General features: G+C 60.1%; 18 protein-coding genes and 2 tRNA genes. 2 read left to right on the top strand and 18 right to left on the bottom strand.

From position 1 onward, the window contains the following. The 10 genes from FJ248_02095 to FJ248_02050 all read right to left on the bottom strand — a co-directional run bounded on the left by FJ248_02095 (nt 1) and on the right by FJ248_02050 (nt 10,482). Entirely contained in the window at nt 1–687 is a 687-nt protein-coding gene (locus FJ248_02095; GenBank protein ID MBM4119678.1) for a hypothetical protein, read from the bottom strand. A 20-nt stretch (nt 688–707) separates the two neighbouring features. Next, a complete protein-coding gene (ureC, locus tag FJ248_02090) occupies nt 708–2,432 on the bottom strand; it encodes an urease subunit alpha (GenBank protein ID MBM4119677.1) in 1,725 nt (574 codons plus the stop codon). Between the two features lie 72 nt (nt 2,433–2,504). After that, a complete protein-coding gene (locus FJ248_02085) occupies nt 2,505–2,972 on the bottom strand; it encodes an urease subunit beta (protein MBM4119676.1) in 468 nt (155 codons plus the stop codon). A gap of 51 nt (nt 2,973–3,023) precedes the next feature. Continuing rightward, a complete protein-coding gene (gene ureA / locus FJ248_02080; GenBank protein ID MBM4119675.1) occupies nt 3,024–3,326 on the bottom strand; it encodes an urease subunit gamma in 303 nt (100 codons plus the stop codon). Nucleotides 3,327–3,335: 9 nt separating this feature from the next. Then, nucleotides 3,336–4,046 (bottom strand): urea ABC transporter ATP-binding subunit UrtE, encoded by a 711-nt coding sequence (gene urtE, locus FJ248_02075; protein ID MBM4119674.1) that lies wholly within the window; start codon nt 4,044–4,046, stop codon nt 3,336–3,338. Then, entirely contained in the window at nt 4,030–4,812 is a 783-nt protein-coding gene (urtD, locus tag FJ248_02070; protein ID MBM4119673.1) for an urea ABC transporter ATP-binding protein UrtD, read from the bottom strand. Before urtD ends, urtE begins: the two co-directional genes overlap by 17 nt. 75 nt (nt 4,813–4,887) lie before the next feature. Next, nucleotides 4,888–6,048, bottom strand: coding sequence for an urea ABC transporter permease subunit UrtC (gene urtC, locus FJ248_02065; GenBank protein MBM4119672.1), 1,161 nt, complete (start codon nt 6,046–6,048; stop codon nt 4,888–4,890). A gap of 87 nt (nt 6,049–6,135) precedes the next feature. Then, complete coding sequence (gene urtB / locus FJ248_02060; protein ID MBM4119671.1) at nt 6,136–7,710, bottom strand: urea ABC transporter permease subunit UrtB; 1,575 nt, start codon at nt 7,708–7,710, stop codon at nt 6,136–6,138. After that, the gene (gene urtA / locus FJ248_02055) at nt 7,711–9,033 is read right to left on the bottom strand and encodes an urea ABC transporter substrate-binding protein (protein MBM4119670.1); all 1,323 of its coding nucleotides are present in this window, start codon (nt 9,031–9,033) and stop codon (nt 7,711–7,713) included. A gap of 123 nt (nt 9,034–9,156) precedes the next feature. Continuing rightward, nucleotides 9,157–10,482: a hypothetical protein gene (locus FJ248_02050; protein MBM4119669.1), complete on the bottom strand. Its 1,326-nt coding sequence runs from the start codon at nt 10,480–10,482 to the stop codon at nt 9,157–9,159. 311 nt (nt 10,483–10,793) lie between these two features. Here FJ248_02050 and FJ248_02045 point away from each other — a divergent pair, with 311 nt between their 5' ends. After that, on the top strand, nt 10,794–11,681 hold the full coding sequence (locus tag FJ248_02045; protein ID MBM4119668.1) for a hypothetical protein: 888 nt from the start codon (nt 10,794–10,796) through the stop codon (nt 11,679–11,681). Between the two features lie 2 nt (nt 11,682–11,683). Here the strand turns inward: FJ248_02045 and FJ248_02040 are convergent, their stop codons facing one another. The 8 genes from FJ248_02040 to metH all read right to left on the bottom strand — a co-directional run bounded on the left by FJ248_02040 (nt 11,684) and on the right by metH (nt 19,891). Continuing rightward, complete coding sequence (locus FJ248_02040) at nt 11,684–12,391, bottom strand: hypothetical protein (GenBank protein MBM4119667.1); 708 nt, start codon at nt 12,389–12,391, stop codon at nt 11,684–11,686. Between the two features lie 90 nt (nt 12,392–12,481). Continuing rightward, nucleotides 12,482–12,961 (bottom strand): (deoxy)nucleoside triphosphate pyrophosphohydrolase, encoded by a 480-nt coding sequence (locus FJ248_02035; GenBank protein MBM4119666.1) that lies wholly within the window; start codon nt 12,959–12,961, stop codon nt 12,482–12,484. Next, complete coding sequence (locus tag FJ248_02030; GenBank protein MBM4119665.1) at nt 12,942–13,658, bottom strand: A/G-specific adenine glycosylase; 717 nt, start codon at nt 13,656–13,658, stop codon at nt 12,942–12,944. Before FJ248_02030 ends, FJ248_02035 begins: the two co-directional genes overlap by 20 nt. 86 nt (nt 13,659–13,744) lie before the next feature. Further along, a tRNA-Arg gene (locus FJ248_02025) sits at nt 13,745–13,821 on the bottom strand. A gap of 208 nt (nt 13,822–14,029) precedes the next feature. After that, a tRNA-Pro gene (locus tag FJ248_02020) sits at nt 14,030–14,106 on the bottom strand. Between the two features lie 106 nt (nt 14,107–14,212). Then, nucleotides 14,213–14,809, bottom strand: coding sequence for an XTP/dITP diphosphatase (locus FJ248_02015; protein ID MBM4119664.1), 597 nt, complete (start codon nt 14,807–14,809; stop codon nt 14,213–14,215). A gap of 92 nt (nt 14,810–14,901) precedes the next feature. Next, nucleotides 14,902–15,627, bottom strand: a complete 726-nt coding sequence (locus tag FJ248_02010; protein MBM4119663.1) for a ribonuclease PH — start codon at nt 15,625–15,627, stop codon at nt 14,902–14,904. A 559-nt stretch (nt 15,628–16,186) separates the two neighbouring features. Then, complete coding sequence (gene metH / locus FJ248_02005) at nt 16,187–19,891, bottom strand: methionine synthase (protein MBM4119662.1); 3,705 nt, start codon at nt 19,889–19,891, stop codon at nt 16,187–16,189. A 130-nt stretch (nt 19,892–20,021) separates the two neighbouring features. On the opposite strand from metH, the gene FJ248_02000 reads away from it, so the two are divergent. Beyond that, a complete protein-coding gene (locus tag FJ248_02000; GenBank protein MBM4119661.1) occupies nt 20,022–20,816 on the top strand; it encodes a hypothetical protein in 795 nt (264 codons plus the stop codon). Nucleotides 20,817–20,834 lie beyond the last annotated feature (18 nt).

The raw sequence follows: 20,834 nt of genomic DNA, 5'->3' as shown, positions 1-20,834 counted from the left end.
TTAACTCCTGAATAGCCGCGATTCCAGCCAGCGGTGCTTCATGGCATAGATGTCCTGAACGGGAGACCAGGACGCCATGGATGCTTCCCGGCAAGCCGCTGCGCTAATTTCCACAATCAGCGGCGTCCATTCATGCAACAGTCGCTGCCCTTCGCGCTGGCCGATCGGCAACAGCTTCACCGCCGCGGCTATGAATCCCGTTGCCGCCTGGTAGAGAAAGGCCCCTACGGCATCGTCCTTCTTCCACCCGACCGCAGACAGCGTCAGCCCGAGCGCGACTGCCGCATGGCCTGGCGTTCGGTCCGTCTCCACCGCAGCCAGATAATGGGACAGAACCGGATGTCCCTCAATCTGCTCCGCGGCAATGCGAATAATTTGCTTACCTACCTGCCGGCTGGCCAGACGGGACTCCCGACCGATTTTCATGGCACTCAGCTCGCGGTCTATTTCAAGAATCGCGGTCAGCTTGTTCGCCCGCAGTGCGTCACCGGCCTTTGCCACCGCAACCGCGTCACGACGGCCTATCCCGTTGCGCAGTAGATCCTCCACGTAGCGGAACAGATCGTCTGCATTGCGCACAGCTCCACCCTGCACCGCCGCTTCCAGCCCGGACGAAAAAGCAAATCCGCCGGACGGAAAGAAGCTGTCGACAAACCGAAGTCCCTGCACCAGAGATGCGGTGTCCATCGGGCTGCTTCTGCCTTACGCTAAAAGAGGAAATACCGTTGTGCCATGGGCAATACAGCGAGCGGCTCGCACTGTAAGATGTGCCCGTCTGCCTTTACGACATAGGTTTCCGGGTCCACGTCGATGCGCGGCAGCGCGTCATTCAACTTGAGATCGCGCTTGCCGATGCCACGGCACTTCTTCACGGCCGAGAGACGCTTCTGCAATCCCAGCGTCTTGGGTACCTCGCGGTCGAGTGCCACGCTCGAAACGAACGTGACACTAGTACTGTAGAGGGCGCGGCCGAAGCTGCCAAACATAGGTCTCGTGATGACGGGCTGCGGCGTTGGAATGGACGCGTTCGGATCGCCCATCGCAGCCGACATGGGGAAGCCGCCCTTGATGACCATCTCGGGCTTCACGCCGAAGAAGGCTGCGCGCCAAATCACAAGGTCAGCTAGTTTGCCAGTCTCTACCGAGCCGACTTCATGCGCGATACCGTGCGCGATCGCCGGATTGATCGTGTACTTAGCCACGTAGCGCTTGGCGCGGAAGTTATCGTGGTGTTTGCCGCCGTTCTTGCCGTCTTGCGCGAGTGCCCCGCGCTGCACCTTCATCTTGTGCGCCGTCTGCCAGGTACGAAGGATCACCTCGCCCACGCGCCCCATCGCTTGTGAATCCGACGACATGATGCTGATCGCCCCCATGTCGTGCAGGATGTCCTCAGCGGCGATCGTCTCGCGCCGGATACGCGACTCGGCGAAGGCGATATCCTCCGGCACACGCGGATTCAGATGGTGGCAGACCATGAGCATGTCGAGATGCTCATCCATTGTATTGACCGTAAACGGCATCGTCGGATTGGTCGAGGACGGCAGAACGTTTGGCTCGCCGCAGACTTTAATGATGTCCGGCGCATGGCCGCCGCCCGCGCCTTCCGTGTGGAAGGAATGGATTGTGCGCCCGGCCATGGCTTTAATCGTATCCTCGACGAAGCCGGCCTCGTTGATCGTGTCCGTGTGGATTGCTACCTGCACGTCGTAGTGTTCAGCCACATCGAGGCAGGTCGAGATCGCCGCCGGCGTCGTCCCCCAATCCTCGTGCAGCTTCAACCCGATCGCCCCCGCCTCGATCTGCTCGTTCAATCCCTCAGGCAGCGACGAATTGCCCTTGCCGAAAAAACCGAGATTGACCGGGAATCCGTCCGCTGCCTCCAGCATGCGGTAGATGTTCCAAGGACCCGGCGTGCAGGTCGTGGCGTTGGTGCCGGTCGCAGGCCCTGTGCCGCCGCCGATCAGCGTCGTCAGCCCGCTGGCCAGTCCCTCGTGAATGATTTGCGGACAGATGAAATGGATGTGCGTGTCGATACCACCCGCGGTGACGATCTTCCCTTCAGCTGAAATGACTTCCGTCCCGACGCTGATCTCCATCCCCTTCGTCACGCCCGGCATCAGATCGGGATTACCCGCCTTGCCGATGCCAACGATACGGCCGTCGCGAATGCCGATGTCTGCCTTCACAATGCCCCAATAATCCAGGATGATCGCGTTGGTGATGACGGTATCCAGCCCGCCACTCTTCCTCGTCACGGTCGGCGACTGCCCCATCCCGTCGCGGATGACTTTACCGCCGCCGAACTTGGCCTCCTCACCAGGAACGGTCAGGTCACGCTCAATCTCGATGAGCAGCTGCGTATCAGCCAGCCGGATACGGTCGCCGACTGTCGGGCCGTACAAATCCGCATATTGGCGTCGTGGGATTTTCATACAACCTCCTGCAGACGACTGGGGTTGAAGTCACAGTTCAGCAACGCCCCAAACTCCCCCCTTAGCCTCATCCTACGCCTTACCCGTTCCCATAAATCCGCGTGCGGCCGCCTGCGCCAACGCCTTCGCGCGCACGTGCGGATCGTCCAGCTTGCCGCCGGTCAGTCCATTGATGCCATACGCGATACGATTGCCGCCAAAAGCCACGAGCGTCACACGCTTTTCCTCCCCGGGCTCAAACCGCACCGCCGTGCCGGCCGGGACTTGGAGTCGGAACCCGAAGGCTTGCTCGCGCTTGAACCGTAGCGCGCGGTTGACTTCGAAGAAGTGGCAGTGCGAACCAACCTGAATGGGCCGGTCGCCGGTGTTGGCCACGGTCACCTCGACCGTCGGTCGCCCCTCCAGCGCTACGACATCGTCCGTGCCAAGAATCACCTCACCTGGAATCACATTAGCCGGCTGGAGAGAGCCTGTCGGTCGGCTTGCTACCGGAACTTTCCTTGAAGCCTTGCCACGACTCTGGACTGCCTTCTTCGCCATTTATCCACCTCAATAAAACATAGTTTTAACGGATGAACTGAAAGTAAATGTTTATCTAATTGGAAGATGGACCGTGACGAGTTTCGTGCCGTCTGGAAAAGTTCCTTCGACTTGCAATTCGGCTAGCATTTCCGGCACGCCGGATTGGACGTCTTGTCTGGATAGAAGTGTCGCGCCGTAGCTCATGAGATCGGCCACGGAACGGCCGTCTCGGATACCTTCGAGAATTTCGGCCGTTAGGTAGGCCACGGCTTCTGGATAGTTCAATTTGAGCCCGCGGGCCTTGCGATCTTTGGCCAGTTGAGCGGCCACGTAAATGAGAAGCTTTTCCTGCTCGCGCGGCGTGAGATGCATAGCGGGCTCCTAGATGACCAGATGTTGCTTGACTTGCGCTTCGCTCAGTTCGGACGTCTTTCCGGAAGCCACCACCGCCCCTTTTGCCATAATCACGTAGGCGTCAGCAAGCCGCGCGGCCATCTGCAGGCCCTGCTCGACCAGCACGATCGTGAAGAGGCGCTGGGTCTTGAAGCCGAGAATGACCTCCTCAATGAGATCCACGATGTTAGGCTGGATGCCCTCGGTCGGCTCATCGAGTAGCAAAACTTTTGGCTTGGACAGCAGCGCGCGGGCGATGGCCACTTGCTGCTGCTCACCGCCGCTCAGCACGCCCCCTGCCCGCTCGATGATTTGCGTGAGCTTTGGAAACAGTGCAAAGACTTCCTCGAAGGCCAGCGATTCCGTGCTGCCGTTCGATCTGGGCGCCCGCGCCCAGAATCCCAACCGAAGATTTTCCCGTACCGTCAAATGCGGCAGAATCTCACGGCCCTGCGGGACATAGGCCAGCCCGCACTTGACCCGCTGGTCCGGCGTCAGGCTTGTTACATCCTGCCCCTCCAGCATCACGCGGCCCGAGCGGGGTGCGAGCAGGCCCGTGATGGCTTTGAGCGTCGTTGTCTTGCCCACGCCGTTCCGGCCCATGAGGCACAGCACCTGCCCCGCCTCAGCTTCCAGTGAGACGTTGCGCAGAATGTGGCTTTCGCCGTAATAGGCGTTGATGTTATCGAGCCGTAGCATGGTTCCCCTGCGGCTTGTGGTGCCCGAGATAAATTTCCTGCACCTTCGGGTCGGACTGCACCTTGTCCACCGGCCCCTCACAGATGACCGCTCCCTCGTGCAGGACCGTGACGGTCCGTGCGATCTGCCGGACAAATTCCATATCGTGTTCGATCACAATGATCGCATGCGTGTCCGAGAGAGACTGGAGCAGCACACCCGTCTGCTCCGTCTCCTTGTCCGTCATGCCGGCTACCGGCTCATCCACCATGATCAGTTGCGGGTCCTGCAAAATGACCATACCGATTTCGAGCCACTGCTTCTGGCCGTGCGAGAGCGACCCTGCACGGCTCGGTGCCTGCCCCGTGAGACCGATGGTTTCGAGCGTTTGCTCAATCCGTTCGCGCTCAGCCCGCGTGGACGTCCCCACCAGCGTGGCAATGACGCCCTTGCTCGGCCGTTTGAGCGAGAGATCAAGATTCTCCCACACGGTGAGATTGCCGTAGATCGAAGGCGCCTGAAATTTCCGGCCGATGCCGAGCCCGACAATTTCATGCTCGCGCAGTGGCAGGAGATCCACGTCCTTGCTAAAAATCACGCGCCCTGAGACCGGCTTCGTCTTGCCGCAAATCACGTCCAGCAGCGTCGTCTTGCCGGCGCCATTCGGCCCGATCACTACCCGCAGCTCGTTATAGTTGACGATGAAGTTCAGGCAATTGAGCGCCTTGAACCCGTCATAGTCGACCGTCACCCCCTCAAGATAAATGATGGAGCCGCGTTCCGTCACAACGCCCCCGCCGTATGATGTCGACGGGCGAAGGATGCATTGTGAATGTCGGATCTGGAATTCATCATTGCTCGCTCAACATTGCCCACCCGAATTCTTCGATTCGGATGCTGCGGGCGCTTTTCGAATCCCCAGCCCGCTCGCGACCCATTGCGCTTTGATCCGTGAGAACAACCCGACAATTCCATCGGGAACCAGCAACACGACAGCCACAAAGAGTCCACCCAACACAAAGGGCCACAGTTCCGGAAAGTAATTCGTCAGTACACTCCGCCCCCAGTTGACGCCGACGGCGCCCACCACCGCGCCAATCAGTGTGCCGCGCCCGCCGACCGCCACCCAGATCACCATTTCAAGCGACGGCAGGACACCAAGCTGCGCCGGCGTAATGATGCCGACCTGCGGCGCGTAGAGTGCGCCGGCCAGACCGGCCAGCGCGGCTGAGACGACAAAGACAAAGAGTTTATAGTTGGCTGGCGAATAGCCGGAGAAGAGCACGCGCTGCTCGCTATCGCGGACCGCAATCAGCACCCGGCCCGTTCTGGACTGCACGATCCAGCGGCACAGCAGGTAGGCGGTGCCGAGGCAGAGCACGGTGAGGATGTAGAGCGCCCGCTGCGTGCCCGGCTCGCTCAGCCGAAATCCTAGCAACTGCTTGAAGTCGGTCAGGCCGTTGGTCCCGCCGAGATTCGTTTCGTTCCGGTTGAACACCAGCCAGGCACAAAGCGCCAACGCCTGCGTGATGATTGCGAAATACACCCCCTTAATCCGGCTGCGAAATGCCAACAACCCAAATACGAACGCAACCACGGTCGGCACCAGCACCGCCGCGATGACCGCTACGGGAAAACTATAAAACGGCTTCCAGAACAGTGGCAGCTCTTTGACCTGATTCCACACCATGAAATCCGGCAGCGCGCTGCCGTAGACGCTTTCGGATCCAATGGTCAGCATTAAATGCATGCCGATCGCGTAGGCGCCCAGACCGAAGAACACACCGTGCCCCAGACTCAGGATACCCGTGTAGCCCCAGATTAGATCCAGGCCAATGGCGAGAATTGCAAAGCAAAGAAATTTCCCAAATCGGTTCAACGCGAAGTCCGACACGTGCAGCCATGAATCTGTCTCGGGCAGGACGTTGAGCAACGGCAGCCCGACCAACAGCACGAATCCAGCGAGCCAGAAAAAAAGCCCCTCCCGCTCCCGCTCGTGCTCTCCTGGACCAAGCGTCAGCATACCTACCTCGCCAGACGTGAGGCGAAAGGCGTGAGGCGCCACCCGGCGCAGGCAAGCGACGCCGCACAAGCAGCGCGATACGTCAGGTTAGGTATCAGCATGACGGCCCTTAATAGTAAATAATCCGGACGGGCGACGCTGCAAGAAGACAACGACAAGCACAAGGATCAGCACCTTACTATAGACCGCGCCAAAGCTCGGCTCGAGCAGCTTGTTTAAGCCGCCGATGCCAAGCGACGCCACGATCGTTCCCATCAACTTGCCGACTCCCCCAGTCACCACGACCATGAACGAGTCCACGATGTAGTTCTGCCCCAGACCCGGCTCGACGTTGCCGATCAGCGTCAGCGCACAGCCAGCGACCCCCGCAAGGCCGGACCCAAAGGCGAAGGTGTACGCGTCCACTTTTCTCGTCGGGATGCCGAGACAGGAGCTCATGTCGCGATTCTGCGTCACCGCGCGGACGCGCAGGCCGATGCCGGTCCGGAAGAGCAGAAAATAAATCCCACAGACACAGAGAATCGAGAGTAGGATGATAAAAATCCGATTATATGGCAGATAGACGCCGACCATGGCCTGCACGCCGCCGCTCAGCCAGCTTGGCGCCACCACGGAAGTCAAATCGCCGAAATAGACGCGCGCGGCCTGAATCAGCACGAGACTCACGCCCCAGGTTGCCAACATCGTTTCCAGCGGTCGCCCGTAGAGAAAGCTGATGACCGTGGCCTCGAGAATCAAACCAAACACGGCCGCTACCAGAAACGACACCGGCATGGAGACGAGAAAATAATAATCGAAGGCGCCCGGCGGCAGATAGGCCTTAAAACATTCCTGCGTAACGAAGGTCGCGTAGGCGCCGACCATCATCAGCTCCCCATGCGCCATGTTGATGACGCCCATGAGGCCGAACACGATGGCCAGCCCGAGCGACATGATTAACAAAATGGAACTGAGACTGATGCCGCGGAAGATCGTCTCAAAGGCGCCGGCCCAGGAAGCCCAGATATCGATCTGCTCGATGGCGGCGCGCGCCGCGCTCGCGACCGCCTGGTGCTGTGCGGTCGCGCTGCCGTCACTCCCCTGCTGGAGTAGTTCCTTCAGGGCCGGCACAGCGTTCTGGCTGCGCAGCTCGCCGAGCTTGGTCGCGGCGGTGATTTGGTCATCTGGATTCGTAGAGGCCAGCTGGAGCAGCGCGATGGATTCTTCGATCGCATACCGCACCCAGCGATGCGGCTCGTTTTCAAGGGCGGCCTCAAGCCAAGGAATTGCACCCGGCTTGCCTGCGCTCCCAAGGTCGGCCGCGGCCGAGCGGCGCTGATCCACATCGGGACTGGACAGATTAATGCGATTTTTGAGCTGGTCCATGAGTGGCTTGAGGGCCAGTCGGACGGACCGGTCGGCGCTGTCGCGGATTGCTTCGAGCTTCAGAAGCAGAGACGGGTCGCCGCGCTCGCTCAGGAACAGCACGGCGGCTTCTTGTGTGGACTGGTCCTCGCTTGACAGGTCGGCCAGCGCCTGGTCGATTAAAGACACCGGAGGGGCCGCCGGTTTGACCCGTGGCCCCTCCGCTGCTGCAATCTCCGTCCCCCAGCAGAAGCAGACGAGAACTAGACCGATCAGACTCCGGAGGAGCATTCCCTCCGAAAGTCGTGATTCACCCATTCATGCCTTCTTCTGATAGGTTCCCTGGTGACCGATCCAGTCGCATCCTTTATCAGGGCTGGTGTACTCGCTCCAGGGCTCCGGCTTCACGAGACCCTTCGAACGAGACACGATCTTGAATTGCCCATCCTTCAGGATTTCACCGATCAGCACCGGTTTGTTCGTGTGATGGTTGGCTTCGTCCATCTTGATTTCGCCGCCCGGCGCGAGGAACTTGCTTCCATAGACTGCCTTGCGGACCTTGTCCACCTCGGTTGAGCCAGCCTTCTCGACCGCCTGCTTCCAGATATGGACACCGAAGTAGGCCGCCTCCATTGGATCGTCAGTGACGCGTTTCTCGCCATCTGGCAGATTGTTCTTCTTGCAGTAAGCCTTGAAGTCGGCCACGAACTTTTTGTTCTGCGGCGTGTCCACGCTCTGATAGTAGTTCCACGCGGCCAGATGTCCGACCAGCGCGGTGGTGTCCATACCACGCAACTCGTCCTCCGCTACGCTGAACGCCATAATCGGGGCGTCTTCCGCGCGTAGGCCCTGATTCGCGAACTCCTTATAAAACGGCACGTTGCTGTCGCCGTTGATCGTGCTGATCACCGCCGCCTTGCCGCCGGCCGCAAACTTCTTCACCTTCCCGACGATCGTCTGGTAATCCTGGTGATGGAATGGCGTGTACTCCTCCATGATGTCGGCAGCCGGCACCTTCTTGGCCAACAGCATCGCGCGGAGGATTTTGTTCGTCGTCCGCGGATAGACGTAGTCCGTGCCGAGCAAGTAGAACTTCTTGTACCCACCGCCTTCCTTGCTCATCAGATATTCCACTGCCGGGATCGCCTGCTGGTTCACCGCTGCCCCAGTGTAAAACACGTTGTGGGAGCACTCCTCGCCCTCGTACTGCACCGGATAGAAGAGCAGTCCATTGTTCTTCTCGAAGACCGGTAGCACGGACTTCCGACTGACTGAGGTCCAGCAGCCGAACACCACAGCCACCTTGTCCACTACGAGCAACTGCTTGGCCTTCTCAGCAAAGAGATCCCAGTTGGACGCTGGGTCGACGACAACAGGCTTGATTTTCCGGCCCATCACGCCGCCTTTGGCGTTGATCTCCTCCACCGCCATCAGCACAACGTCCTTCAGCGAGACTTCGCTGATCGCCATCGTCCCGGAGAGCGAATGCAGGATGCCGATCTTGATCGGCTCCTTGTCCGCGGCATAAGACAACGCCCATCCGCCCAGGTTGCCGAGCAGCGAAGCGACCCCAGCCGCCGCCACGACCCGCCCGCTTTGCGCCAGAAACTCGCGGCGCGACGAGCCGGCCGCTGTGGTCATTGTTGTCTCGACTGCGTTTTTCACGAGATCAGATTTTGTCGACTCAGGACTTGATTTCATCTCAGACTCCTTGCACACGCAACAGGTGTGCGGCTTTAGTTCATAATGTCGTCCCCGGCAAGCTCAGTACTGGAGCTGCAAGGCCAGCTTGAGGCTATGCACCTGCTCCCCTGTCGCCGTGGGCGCGTAGTTCAGGGCCTTGGTGGCGAGATCGCCATACTGCCAGAAGGCTGACACGCGCGCGTTGTGGCCGTCGATGATGTAGTTCACGCCGAGTTCCGTTTCCTTCCGTGTACTGCTCTCGCTCGGCTGAACCCAGGTATACCGTCCATAGGGCTGGAATTTCCCAACCCCCACCGTGTCCGGTAACAGATATAACGCATACGCAGTAAAGGAGTGACCATCGAACATACAGAAGCAGCCGTCTGCCGCGGAGCCGCCGCTATACGCACGTTGTTTGTTGTAATTGGCGAAATACTCCTTGTACTCCGCGTTGATCGTGAGCACGCCGTCGTTCGGAAGCACCTTCTCGAACAGGAGGTCCGCGATGAACGCGGTGAAATCGGACTTGGCGGTAAACGTGCCGGCGCCGTCCTTCTGATGGTTCGCCCCGACCCCCAGCGCGAGAATATCGCCAGCCTTCCCATAGTAAGTCCCGCTGGTGTAGTAGCCAGGATTCTTCTCCGGGTTCAGGAAGTTGTAGGTCAACCGTCCCGCATACATCAGGCTGCCCTGTTGGTTGGGGCCTACTCCGCTCGCTGATTGTAGTCCCGTGTACACCCCCAGGCTGTATTGCAACTGCTTGCCCCCTGGGTTGACTTCCCCCCAAAACACCGCGCCGTTGTCGCGGCCGTAGAGTCCGGCTCCGCCCTTGCCGAAGTTCCCGCTGAAATCCGCGGAGTTGAACGGCGTCTTGAATCCGTCGTAGAGCGCCATATAGAACGGACCGTTGAGTTCGCCGCGCTCGCCTGTCACCAGTAGGCGTCCGACCCAGAGATTGATCTGCGGGCTGTACTCGAACTTGCCGATTGCATCGAGCAAGCCGAGCGTGGAATTCCCGCCGTAGAAATTGGCCGTGGTGCCAGTCCGCGAGGCGGTATTACCCCCCGAACCCAATCCGTTGATGGAGCCGGGGCAGTTGAAACATTCGGTGTTGACCTCGAACTTGAGATATTTGTTGAGGGACCCGTTTAGATAAAAACGCTGGAAGTCAATGCCGAATCGGTTGCTGTAGCCCCTGCCATTCGCCGCCCCATTTTCTTGGGCGGCGAACGATGACTTGATTCCCAGTCCCAGGCTGATCCACTTATCCGGATCGTCGCTTTTGATCTTGCCGTCCGCATGGGCGCTGGACGGCGCGGCCGCCATCCCCATCAACAGTGCCATGATCGCCCAGGCAGCCACCGCACGCCGCGCGGCCCTTCCCTTACCTGTCTGCCATACTTCCATGTCCGCACCCTCCCATTGCTCGTTCGCTCAGTTTGTTGCTTCGTTCGTCGTCACGCCCGCCCAAGCAGAATCACCCGCTCGATCCTGCTTTGCTGGGGTGACAGGCAAAAAAAAACGCCCTCCTGGTCCTTCATGGACCAAAAGGACGTCAATGTCCCTTCAAGGCCGGGGAACGCGGACGCCGTTGTCCCTCCCCAGTCGTAATACCAAACGGGGGTACTTGTACCAATTCGCGAACATACTGTCAATAACTGATTGCAGGCCGAGTTTGGGCTCTCCCTGCCACCGTCTTGTGCTAGACTACGGCCGCCATGCGACCCGTTCACGCAATACCGGTCCGGTCTGCTTCCATCCTGCTCGCCTGCTTCATCGCGACCGGATGCGCGTCAGCGCCCCCCGCCGGACCGGCGATTCACGACAGCCCTCGCGGCGCCATCTTCTTGGAACCGATCCGGACCAAGCCCCTTCAAGCCACGCATCCCGTCACGATCGAGGCGGGCGTCATCGCAAAGGCATTGCGCGGGATCCAAGTGCGAGACGACAGGAGCACGTTGCAGTTCCTGTTCGGCTCCCGTCCCGAGCCGGTGCGCGCCTTTTCTGACGAGGAAGCGGATTTTTTCGCCCCCTGGATCTCCATCGCGCTGGCCAAGGCCTCCCCCGGGCAGCAAGTCGCATTCCGACTCAACCAGGCGGACCCGCTGCCCGATCTACGGCAGGAGAGCGCCGCCAAGGCCCCTCCGGGTCCGACAACCACAGCGCCCGAAGAAATCACCTCGGGGGCCCTCTTCGTCCATGGCCGCTCGCTGCACATCCACCTGACGCAGTTTCGATCTGGGATTCAACCCCGGTCTCGGATTGATGGGCCCAACCGCCAGTATGTCGACCGCACCGGCTTGACCGGCCGCAAACTCGAGTTCGTCCCTAGGGAGGCAGAACGGCCGGAAGCCTTCCGCTTGGGAGAGGCCGAGTTTCCCACGCTGGTCCTCGATTACGACCTGCTGGCCAGACTGCCGGAACAGCCGGTCGCTCCGACGCCGGTACCGGCCATCACAAGCCCAGCCACACCAGCCGATCCGCCGGCTGCCCGAGCTGCAGATGTCGAAGCGCTCAAGAAGGAATTGCAGGAGATCAAGCAGCAGCTGAACGAGCAGCAATCAAAGACAGGCAGTCCCAAGTCGAAGAATAACTCCACCCCCTGACGTCACCCGACATCAATCAATTCCTTGTTCAGCAATACGACCTGCCGCGACAGGGGTTCACGGAAATTCATTCTGCAGTAGCAGGCATAGGTCACGTAGGTATCTTGCAGGCAGTAGTCGGCGATCGCCCTCCCTTGTCCCTTCGCCCACATCTCGGCCACCTGCTTGCCGCTACCCGATTTTGTCTCAACGTTGAGCGCCCGCGCCAGCACGTCCAGCTTGACCCACCCGCGCGTGTCCCAGTTGGACCAGATCGCCATTGTGTCGTAGACGGGTTCGGTCCTGAATTTCACCAGTGAAATGTCGCTCGTCGGCTTGACCTGATGGATGATCGAGCGCTTTTTCAGAAACGGCAGGTCGAATCCGAGTCCGTTGTGCGTAATATAGAGGGCAGGCCTGATCTGCCCCAGCTTCCCCCAGAACTGCCGGAGCAGTTCCTTTTCGTTCGCACCATACCAGGACACGGCGCCATGCGCCTCCATGGCATCGGTCAGCACGATCAAGCCAATGCAGACGATCCGGCTGTAGGTCCCATCGAAGGACGACTTTTCATACTGCTCGTCTTCCGCCCGCTGCCGCTGAGCTGCCTCCGCGTGCTCGAAGAGATCATCCCTACCGGACGCATCAGGCGTGCCCACCGGCACCCCCACAAGTGTCGCCCACTCTTCACGCGGCGCCTGGACTGTCTCGATATCGAGTACAACTTTCATGGATGACTCATCAGGTATTCGGGGTACGGGGCGAGGAGCAATAGCCCCTGCGACTTCTCTCCGCACACCGTACGCTGCATTCCTCGCTCCTTACGGATGTTGAAGCGCCTCGATCAAAGCACGGTCCGCCGACAGAAATTCGTAGGCCGACATTTCCTTCGGCGTGACCCAGCGAATCTCATCGCAGTCCAACGGCTGCGCCTTGCCCCGCCTGATCGCGCAGCGGAAGAAATGCAGCTCGACCGTCCTGCCCGGATAGTCGTGCCGGATCGTGCGCAAGAGAGTCGGCGCCATGACGTCCACACCCAACTCTTCGCGCAGCTCGCGAAACAGACAGGCCTCCAGGGATTCGTCCGCTTCGCGCTTACCGCCGGGGAACTCCCACAGGCCGCCGAGATGCGTGTCCGCCTTGCGCCGAGCGATCAAATAGCGCCCCTGCCGACAGATCAGACCGGCCGCCACCTGAATAACGGGTGAGGAGTGCGGCGGACGGGGCGAGGAATTGAGTACGGCCCGCTTGCGATCGTTCTTACGCCTCACTCCTGACCCCTTACCCCTTCCCGCTCCCATCGTACGGATAGGTCTTGCAAAAATCCTTCATGGGGCACAGGAGACAGTAGGGGTCGCGGGCCGTGCAGATCATGGCACCGAAATCCATCAAGGCCTGATTGAAATCGTACCCCTGTCCCTTTGGAATCAACGCCTCCGACAGGGCCCACAAAATATTTTTCCGGTTCTTGGGATTGCCGGTCCTCATGAACACACGGTGAAGCACTCGCATGACATTGGTATCCAGAATCGGCGCATCTTCGTTGAATGCGAAGGAGCGGATGGCTCCCGCCGTGTACCGGCCGATCCCCTTAAACGACAACAAGTCGTCAGGATCGCGCGGCAGCTGGCCGCCGTACCGTGCAACCGTCTCACACGCGATGCTGTGCAGGCGGAGCGGGCGGATGTTGTAGCCGAGCGGATACCAGGTCTTTTTGACCTCGTCCGGCTTCGCCCCGGCCAGCGATTCAAAGGAGGGATAGCGGTCAAGAAACTCGTGGTACTTGGGAATGACACGATCCACTTGCGTCTGCTGCAGCATCACCTCAGAGACGAGAATTTTGTAGGGATCAGATGTGCGCCGCCATGGCAAATCGCGGCCGTGTTGCGCGTACCACCTCAGCAGCCGACGCTGGAACCGCCGCTTGTCAGCAGCCGTCACTGGGAGCACCGGCCGGCGCGACGAAGTCCGTGTCCGTACCGCGGTTTTCCGTGCCATCTCAGGCCGTCACCATACTCCCCGCCTCGCACGCGAATCAACCGCTGGCGACGAACGCGGCCTGCGTTCACTGAAGGGGGAGCCGGTGGTGCGCCCGGCTGGAATCGAACCAGCGACCCCGAGCTTAGAAGGCTCGTGCTCTATCCAACTGAGCTACGGGCGCAACCCTGTCGAACCGCGACACCTTAGTTCGTGCTCAAACGCCACGGCCTGTCGGTGGACCTGGCGCGGCACTGCCTGAGGGAATATGCCAGGATGTTTCAGTCGCGCCAAACGACGACTGCGCGGGACGTGCAAGTGCCAACGATACCGGTAGCTGCGCTGAACGAAACCTACACTCTCCTCACAATACCCACACGCGACGTGAGGAGTGGTCGGGGCGAGAGGATTTGAACCTCCGACATCCTGCTCCCAAAGCAGGCGCGCTACCAGGCTGCGCTACGCCCCGATCCATAGCTCGAGCATCGGCAGTGGCATTAGCCGACAGGCTCTCGCTACCCCATCCCGCAAACGCTACAATCCTACGCCAAATACGATTGCTGCTCGTTCGTATTTCATAGCGACTTCAGAAACTCTTTCAGTTTCCCAAACGCCCGCCCCCGATGGCTGATGCGATTCTTCTCATCCGGCGTCAACTGGGCTAACGTCCTGCCGAGATCGGGCACGAAGAACACTGGATCGTACCCGAATCCCTGCGTTCCAGCCGGCGCGTCCGCGATTTCGCCCTCTAGCGCGCCATCGAGTACCGTCACGCGTTTCTCGCCCGGACGGGCCAGCGCCGCCACTGTCACAAACCGCGCGCTGCGCTTGGCACGGGGCACCCCATTGAGTTCCTGGAGCAACTTACGACAATTGTCGTCGTAGGTCGCTTTTTGCCCTGCGTACCGGGCGGCATGCACGCCGGGCCTCCCGCCCAGTGCGTCCACCATCAGGCCCGTATCGTCAGCCACTGCCGGCAGCTTCGTATAGTCCGCGATGGCCCGGGCCTTCTTGATCGCATTTGCCTCGCAGGTTGCGCCATCTTCCTGCACCTCCGGCGCATCCGGAAATTCCTTCAGCGTTCGGATCGTGATGCCCAGATCGCCCAGCAGCGCCGCCAGCTCACGCCCCTTGTCTCTATTCTGCGTGGCGAGCACGAGTTCCTTGAGCAATCGTTAGTCGTTATTCATTAACCGTTATTCGCGAGAAAAATTATCCAGCGTCTTTCCCCGAATGACGAATTACGAATGACGTCCTTCTCCGCCTACTCCAGCTCGCCAATCAAATCTTTTTGGAGTTCGACCAGCCCCTTGATCGCCTTCCAACCAAGCGCCAAAAAATCGTCGAAATCCTGCTTGTCGAAGGGGACTCGCTCCGCCGTGCCCTGCACTTCCACATAGCGCCCGCGGCCGGTCATCACCAGATTCATATCCACTTCAGCCTTCGAATCCTCCTCGTAGGCCAGATCCACTAGCACCTCGCCGCCCACGCGTCCGACGCTGATTGCCGCCAGATAATCCGTCAGCGGCCGCTTCTTGATCAGTTCCTTTTTTTTTAGCACGGCCAGCGCATCCGCCAGCGCGATAAAGGCGCCGGTGATGGATGCCGTGCGCGTGCCACCGTCCGCCTGGATCACGTCGCAGTCGATCCAGATGCTCCGCTCACCCATCTGCGTCATATCGGTCACAGAGCGCAAGGCCCGCCCCACGAGCCGCTGGATTTCCAGCGTCCGCCCACCCTGCTTGCCTTTCACCGCTTCGCGCGGCGTGCGCTCGTGCGTGGCGCGCGGGAGCATTGCGTACTCGGCCGTGACCCAGCCGGAGCCTTTGCCCTTGAGAAAGGGCGGGACTTTTTCCTCAACCGAGGCGGTGCAGATCACTTTCGTCCCGCCCATCTCGATCAGCACCGAGCCCTCCGCGTGCTTGATAAAATGGCGGGTGATTTTGACCGGACGGACTTCGTCCTTCTTCCGGCCGTCGAACCGCTGCAGGGGCGCCCCGGGGGTCATGCTTTCCTTTTCATACAGGCCTGATTATAAAGGAAACTCCAAGGGAACGGAAGAAAAAGCGGGCTGACTGGAAAATATAAAGTAGGAGTTTCAACTGCCCGTTATGTCTCGGCGCGGCGATGCTCCTCGCTACTCAGCACCATATCGATGGTGCAGGCGGCCGGTCCGGCGCGCTGCTGCCATGCATTAGTCGCTGCGAGGGAACGCGCCACTGCCTGCACAATTTTGATCAATCCGAGCAGCAGTTGATCGATCTAGGAGCGTCAATAGTCTGCCACGGAAAATTTATGCGTCACGCCCTAGCGAGGCGGCGACTCTTCTGCTCTCTGCCTGCTAAATTCAGGAGTACCGCCCGCCCCAGCCCCTAGAGGTGGCGAGGGAAAATAGTTCCGGCCGATACGCATTGCTGTGGGATCAAGCGGTCGTGTCCGACCGCGTTCGCGCAGAGCATCACTGCACCCTGCGTACCGCCAGAGACTTGGCAGGCACAAAAGAACCAGTTACTGGGGGAACGCCCACATAACAGGAGGGACTCGAGCCCTCAGGCCCTTGGTTCATAGCCCAAAGTGGAGCTGAGCCACCGTTCGATGTCATGGATGGATACGCCCTTGCGGCAGGCATAGTCCTCCGCCTGATCACGCCCAATGCGGCCGACCGCAAAGTACTTCGCCTGTGGATGCGCAAAGTAGAGCCCGCTCACGGAGCTGGCCGGGAACATAGCGTAGCTTTCTGTGAGCGCGATGCCCGTTTGCTTCTCGGCCTGCAGCAGATCAAAGAGCGGGCGCTTCTCAGTATGATCCGGACAGGCCGGATAGCCGGCAGCCGGACGGATGCCGCGATACTTTTCACGGATCAGATCCTCGTTGGACAGCCGTTCGTCTTTACCGTAGCCCCACTCGTCGCGTACCTGCTTGTGCAAACATTCGGCAAAGGCCTCGGCCAGACGGTCCGCCAGCGCCTTGACCATGATCGAATTGTAATCGTCATGATCTTTCTCATATCGCGCACAGAGGATCTCGCTCCCGATACCGGTCGTGACGGCAAAGGCACCCAGATGATCGGCCACCCCAGAGGATTTAGGCGCGATGAAATCCGCCAGCGCTTGGTTCGGCTGCCCGGCCGGCTTCTCCGCCTGCTGGCGGAGCGTGCGGAAGGTCGTCAGCACTGTGTTGCGCGACTCGTCGGTATAAACTTCGATGTCGTCACCGACACTGTTGGCCGGAAAGAACCCGTACACCCCCCTGGCCGTCAGGAGCTTGCCCCCAACGATCTCCGTCAGCAATGTCTGCGCGTCACGGAACAGTTCAGCGGCCTTTCCCCCGACCGTGCGATCATCCAGAATCTGGGGATACCGTCCTCGCAATTCCCACGTATGGAAGAACGGCGACCAGTCGATGAACGGGACGAGCTGGGCGAGCGGAAACTCGTCGAGCGTCCGCAGACCCGTGGACGCAGGCTTTAGCACGTCCGCTGGCTTCCAGTCGATGACTGTCCGGTTCGCTCGCGCCTGCTCCAGTGTGCGCAGCGTCGTCTTCGCCTGCCGAGCGTCGTGCGTCGTCCGAATGTCGGCTTGTTCCTGGCGGACTTTCTCAACAAACGGTGTGCGCTGGTCCTTACTGATCAGTTGCCCGACCACGCCGACTGCGCGCGACGCATCCAGCACATGCACGACCGGCTGCTCGTAGGCCGGTGCGATCTTCACCGCCGTATGGGCCTTGCTCGTCGTGGCGCCACCGATCAGCAGCGGCACGGCGAAGCCCTCCCGTGACATTTCTTTCGCGACGTGAACCATCTCATCGAGCGAAGGCGTGATGAGTCCGCTCAGACCGATCAGCGTCGCGCCCTTTTCCTTTGCCGTCTTCAGAATTTTCTCGCACGGCACCATCACTCCGAGATCAATGACCTCGTAATTGTTGCACCCGAGCACGACGCCGACGATGTTTTTACCGATGTCGTGCACGTCGCCCTTGACTGTCGCAAGCACGATGGTGCCGTGCGACCGGCTGCCGCCGGATGCCTTCATCTCCGCTTCCATGAACGGCAGGAGCTGGGCCACCGCTTTTTTCATCACGCGGGCACTTTTGACGACCTGAGGCAGAAACATTTTGCCCGCACCGAACAAATCGCCCACAACGTTCATCCCGGTCATCAGCGGGCCTTCGATGACGTGAAGTGGTTTGGCGTACTGCGTACGTGCCTCCTCAACGTCAGCCTCAATGTAATCGGTAATGCCCTGCACCAGCGCATGCGACAGGCGCTCCTCAACCGTGCCCTTTCGCCAGGCCTCGTCCTTCACGACGGTCTTGCCCTGCTGCTTCACCGTCTCGGCAAAAGCGACAAGCCGCTCCGTGGCATCCGGCCGCCGGTTCAGCAGTACGTCCTCGACCAGCGTGAGCAAATCTTTTGGGATTTCCTCATAGACCGCGAGCTGCCCTGCATTGACGATGCCCAGGTCGAGACCGGCTCTGACCGCGTGATAGAGAAAGGCCGCGTGCATGGCCTCGCGCACCACATTGTTCCCGCGGAACGAGAACGAAATATTACTCACCCCGCCGCTGACCTTGCAGCCCGACAGATTGGCCTTGATCCAGCGCGTGGCCGCGATGAAGTTCACGGCATAGTTGTTGTGCTCCTCGATCCCCGTGGCCACCGTTAAAATATTCGGATCGAAGATGATGTCCTCAGGAGGAACTCCGACCTGATTCTTCAGAATGTCGTAGGCGCGCCGGCAAATCTCAATCTTTCGTTCGAGCGTATCCGCCTGTCCCTGCTCGTCAAAAGCCATGACGATCATGGCAGCGCCGTGGCGGCGAATCAGCCTGGCCTGTCCGATGAAGGCCGCCTCACCCTCCTTCAAGCTGATCGAGTTGACGATGCACTTGCCCTGGACGCACTTGAGCCCCGCCTCAAGTACCGACCACTTGGAACTATCGATCATGATCGGCACGCGGGCAATGTCTGGCTCTGAGGCGATCAGATTCAGGAACGTCGTCATGGCCTTCTCGGAGTCGAGCAGGCCCTCGTCCATGTTTACGTCAACGATCTGCGCCCCGCCCTCAACCTGTTGCCGGGCCACGCCCAGCGCCGCTTCGTAGGTGCCGGCAAGGACCAGCTTGGCGAACTGCGGCGAGCCGGTGATATTTGTCCGCTCCCCGACATTCACGAAGTTCGCCTCGCGCCGAATTGTCATTGCCTCCAGCCCGCTCAACCGCGTGCAGGGCTCCGGCTTCGCCGGTACGTGCGGCGCGCGGTCACGCACGACGGCCGCGATCGCCTGGATATGCTCCGGCGTCGTCCCACAGCAGCCGCCGACGATGTTTACCCACCCGTTGGCGGCAAACTCTTGCAAGTCACCAGACATGACTGCCGGTGTCTCGTCGAAGCCACCAAAGGCGTTCGGCAGGCCGGCATTCGGGTAGCAACTGATATAGGCCGGCGCAATCTGCGCCAGCTCCTCCAGGTACGGGCGCATTTCCTTTGCGCCCAACGCGCAGTTGATCCCCACGCTAAACAGCGGTACGTGCGAAATGGAATTCCAGAAGGCTTCGATCGTCTGCCCGGACAGCGTCCGGCCGCTCTTGTCCGTCACGGTGACAGACACCATCACCGGTAGGCGCGTACTGCTTGCTTCAAAATAGTCCTCGATGGCGAACAGCGCGGCCTTTAAATTAAGCGTGTCGAACACCGTCTCGCACAACAGGACGTCTACCCCCCCGTCCACGAGCCCACGAATCTGACTCGTGTAGGCCGCCACGAGCTGATCGTAGGTCACTGCCCGGTAGGCGGGATTGTTCACGTCCGGCGACAGCGACGCCGTCCGGTTCGTGGGCCCCATGGCGCCGACCACGAAGCGCGGGCGCGACGAGTCCTTCGCCATCGCTGCATCCGCTGCCTTGCGCGCGACGCGCGCCCCCGCGAGATTTAGATCATAGGCCACTGATTCGAGCTTGTAGTCAGCCAGGGAAATGGATGTCGCGTTGAACGTGTTCGTTTCGATGAGATCCGCGCCGGCATCCAGATACTGCCGATGTATCCCCTCGATAATGTCCGGCTGCGTGAGGCAGAGCAGGTCGTTGCACCCCTTCAGGTCGTGCGAGTGCCGGGCGAACAGCTTCCCGCGGAAGGCAGCCTCATCCAGCCTGTGCTTCTGGATCATCGTCCCCATCGCCCCGTCCAGAATGACGATACGTTTGCGGACGAGTGCTTCAAGCTCCGCCACACTCGATCTGACACCGACTGACTTCATAGCGCGCGTCCTAACCCTCTGATCTGTTTGCAATTATTGAAAATGGATCGTTCATCATACGGGATGGACCGCCATCACGCAAGGCATGGCAATTGACAAGATTTTTGATGGACCTTAGGATGCAATCGACGTGGAACACTCGATGCGCACCTTCATCCCTCAGTGCGTAGTGTATGCGCTCCTGGCCGCAGGAATTCTGCTTGCCACAGTGCCTCTTCCTCCGGCATCCGCCGCACCCTATTTTCAAGACGGGTTTCTGGGGCTGACGCAGACCGAGGTGCGCGCAAAATTAGGCCCCCCGCAGGCGGTGCGCGACAAGAAATCCGCGCTTCGGTTTTACCGCTACTATGCGTTTACCGACTGGGAAAATTCCTACAAGAAGCAGGTGGGGCCGCAGAACGGCGAGGATGTCTACACTTACAAGCGCGATGGGACCGACGTGCGCTATTCGTTTGCCTATGTGACTGATCCGGACGATCTCGCTGAAACGCCGACAATGACCGTCAACCTCGTGGATGTCGAGTTCAGTCCGCCGGTGCCGCTATCGAAGATTGCCCTGCTGGTCCCGGAGTTCAAGCCGCCGGTCGAGCCGACCGCACCAACCTTCCGCTCCAATGTTATGGTACTGCTATTCGCCGGTACACCCTCGGCGCAGGCCCGCGCGATCGTACGGGAACCCGGCCGTGAAAAGCAGGACTGGTCGCTGGCCTTTCAGATGTACGCATTGCAAGGACTGCCTGAATATCTCACGCCACAGGCGCCGGTCGACCGGATGGAAATCAGCGTGCAGAGCGTGCAACTAGTGCGCGACCGCCAACGCCACACGCACCAGCCGATCATGAATCCCTTCTCAAAGGAGTTTGCCCGGCTCCCGCCGCCCGCGAAGCCAGCGAAGAAAATTCCCGTGCCCCGATATGCCGATTAGTGCGGCTTGATTGTTTCT

It is taken from the genome of Nitrospira sp. (assembly GCA_016873435.1).
Taxonomy (GTDB): Bacteria; Nitrospirota; Nitrospiria; order Nitrospirales; family Nitrospiraceae; genus VGXF01.
This window is presented reverse-complemented; position numbering and strand designations above follow the sequence as displayed.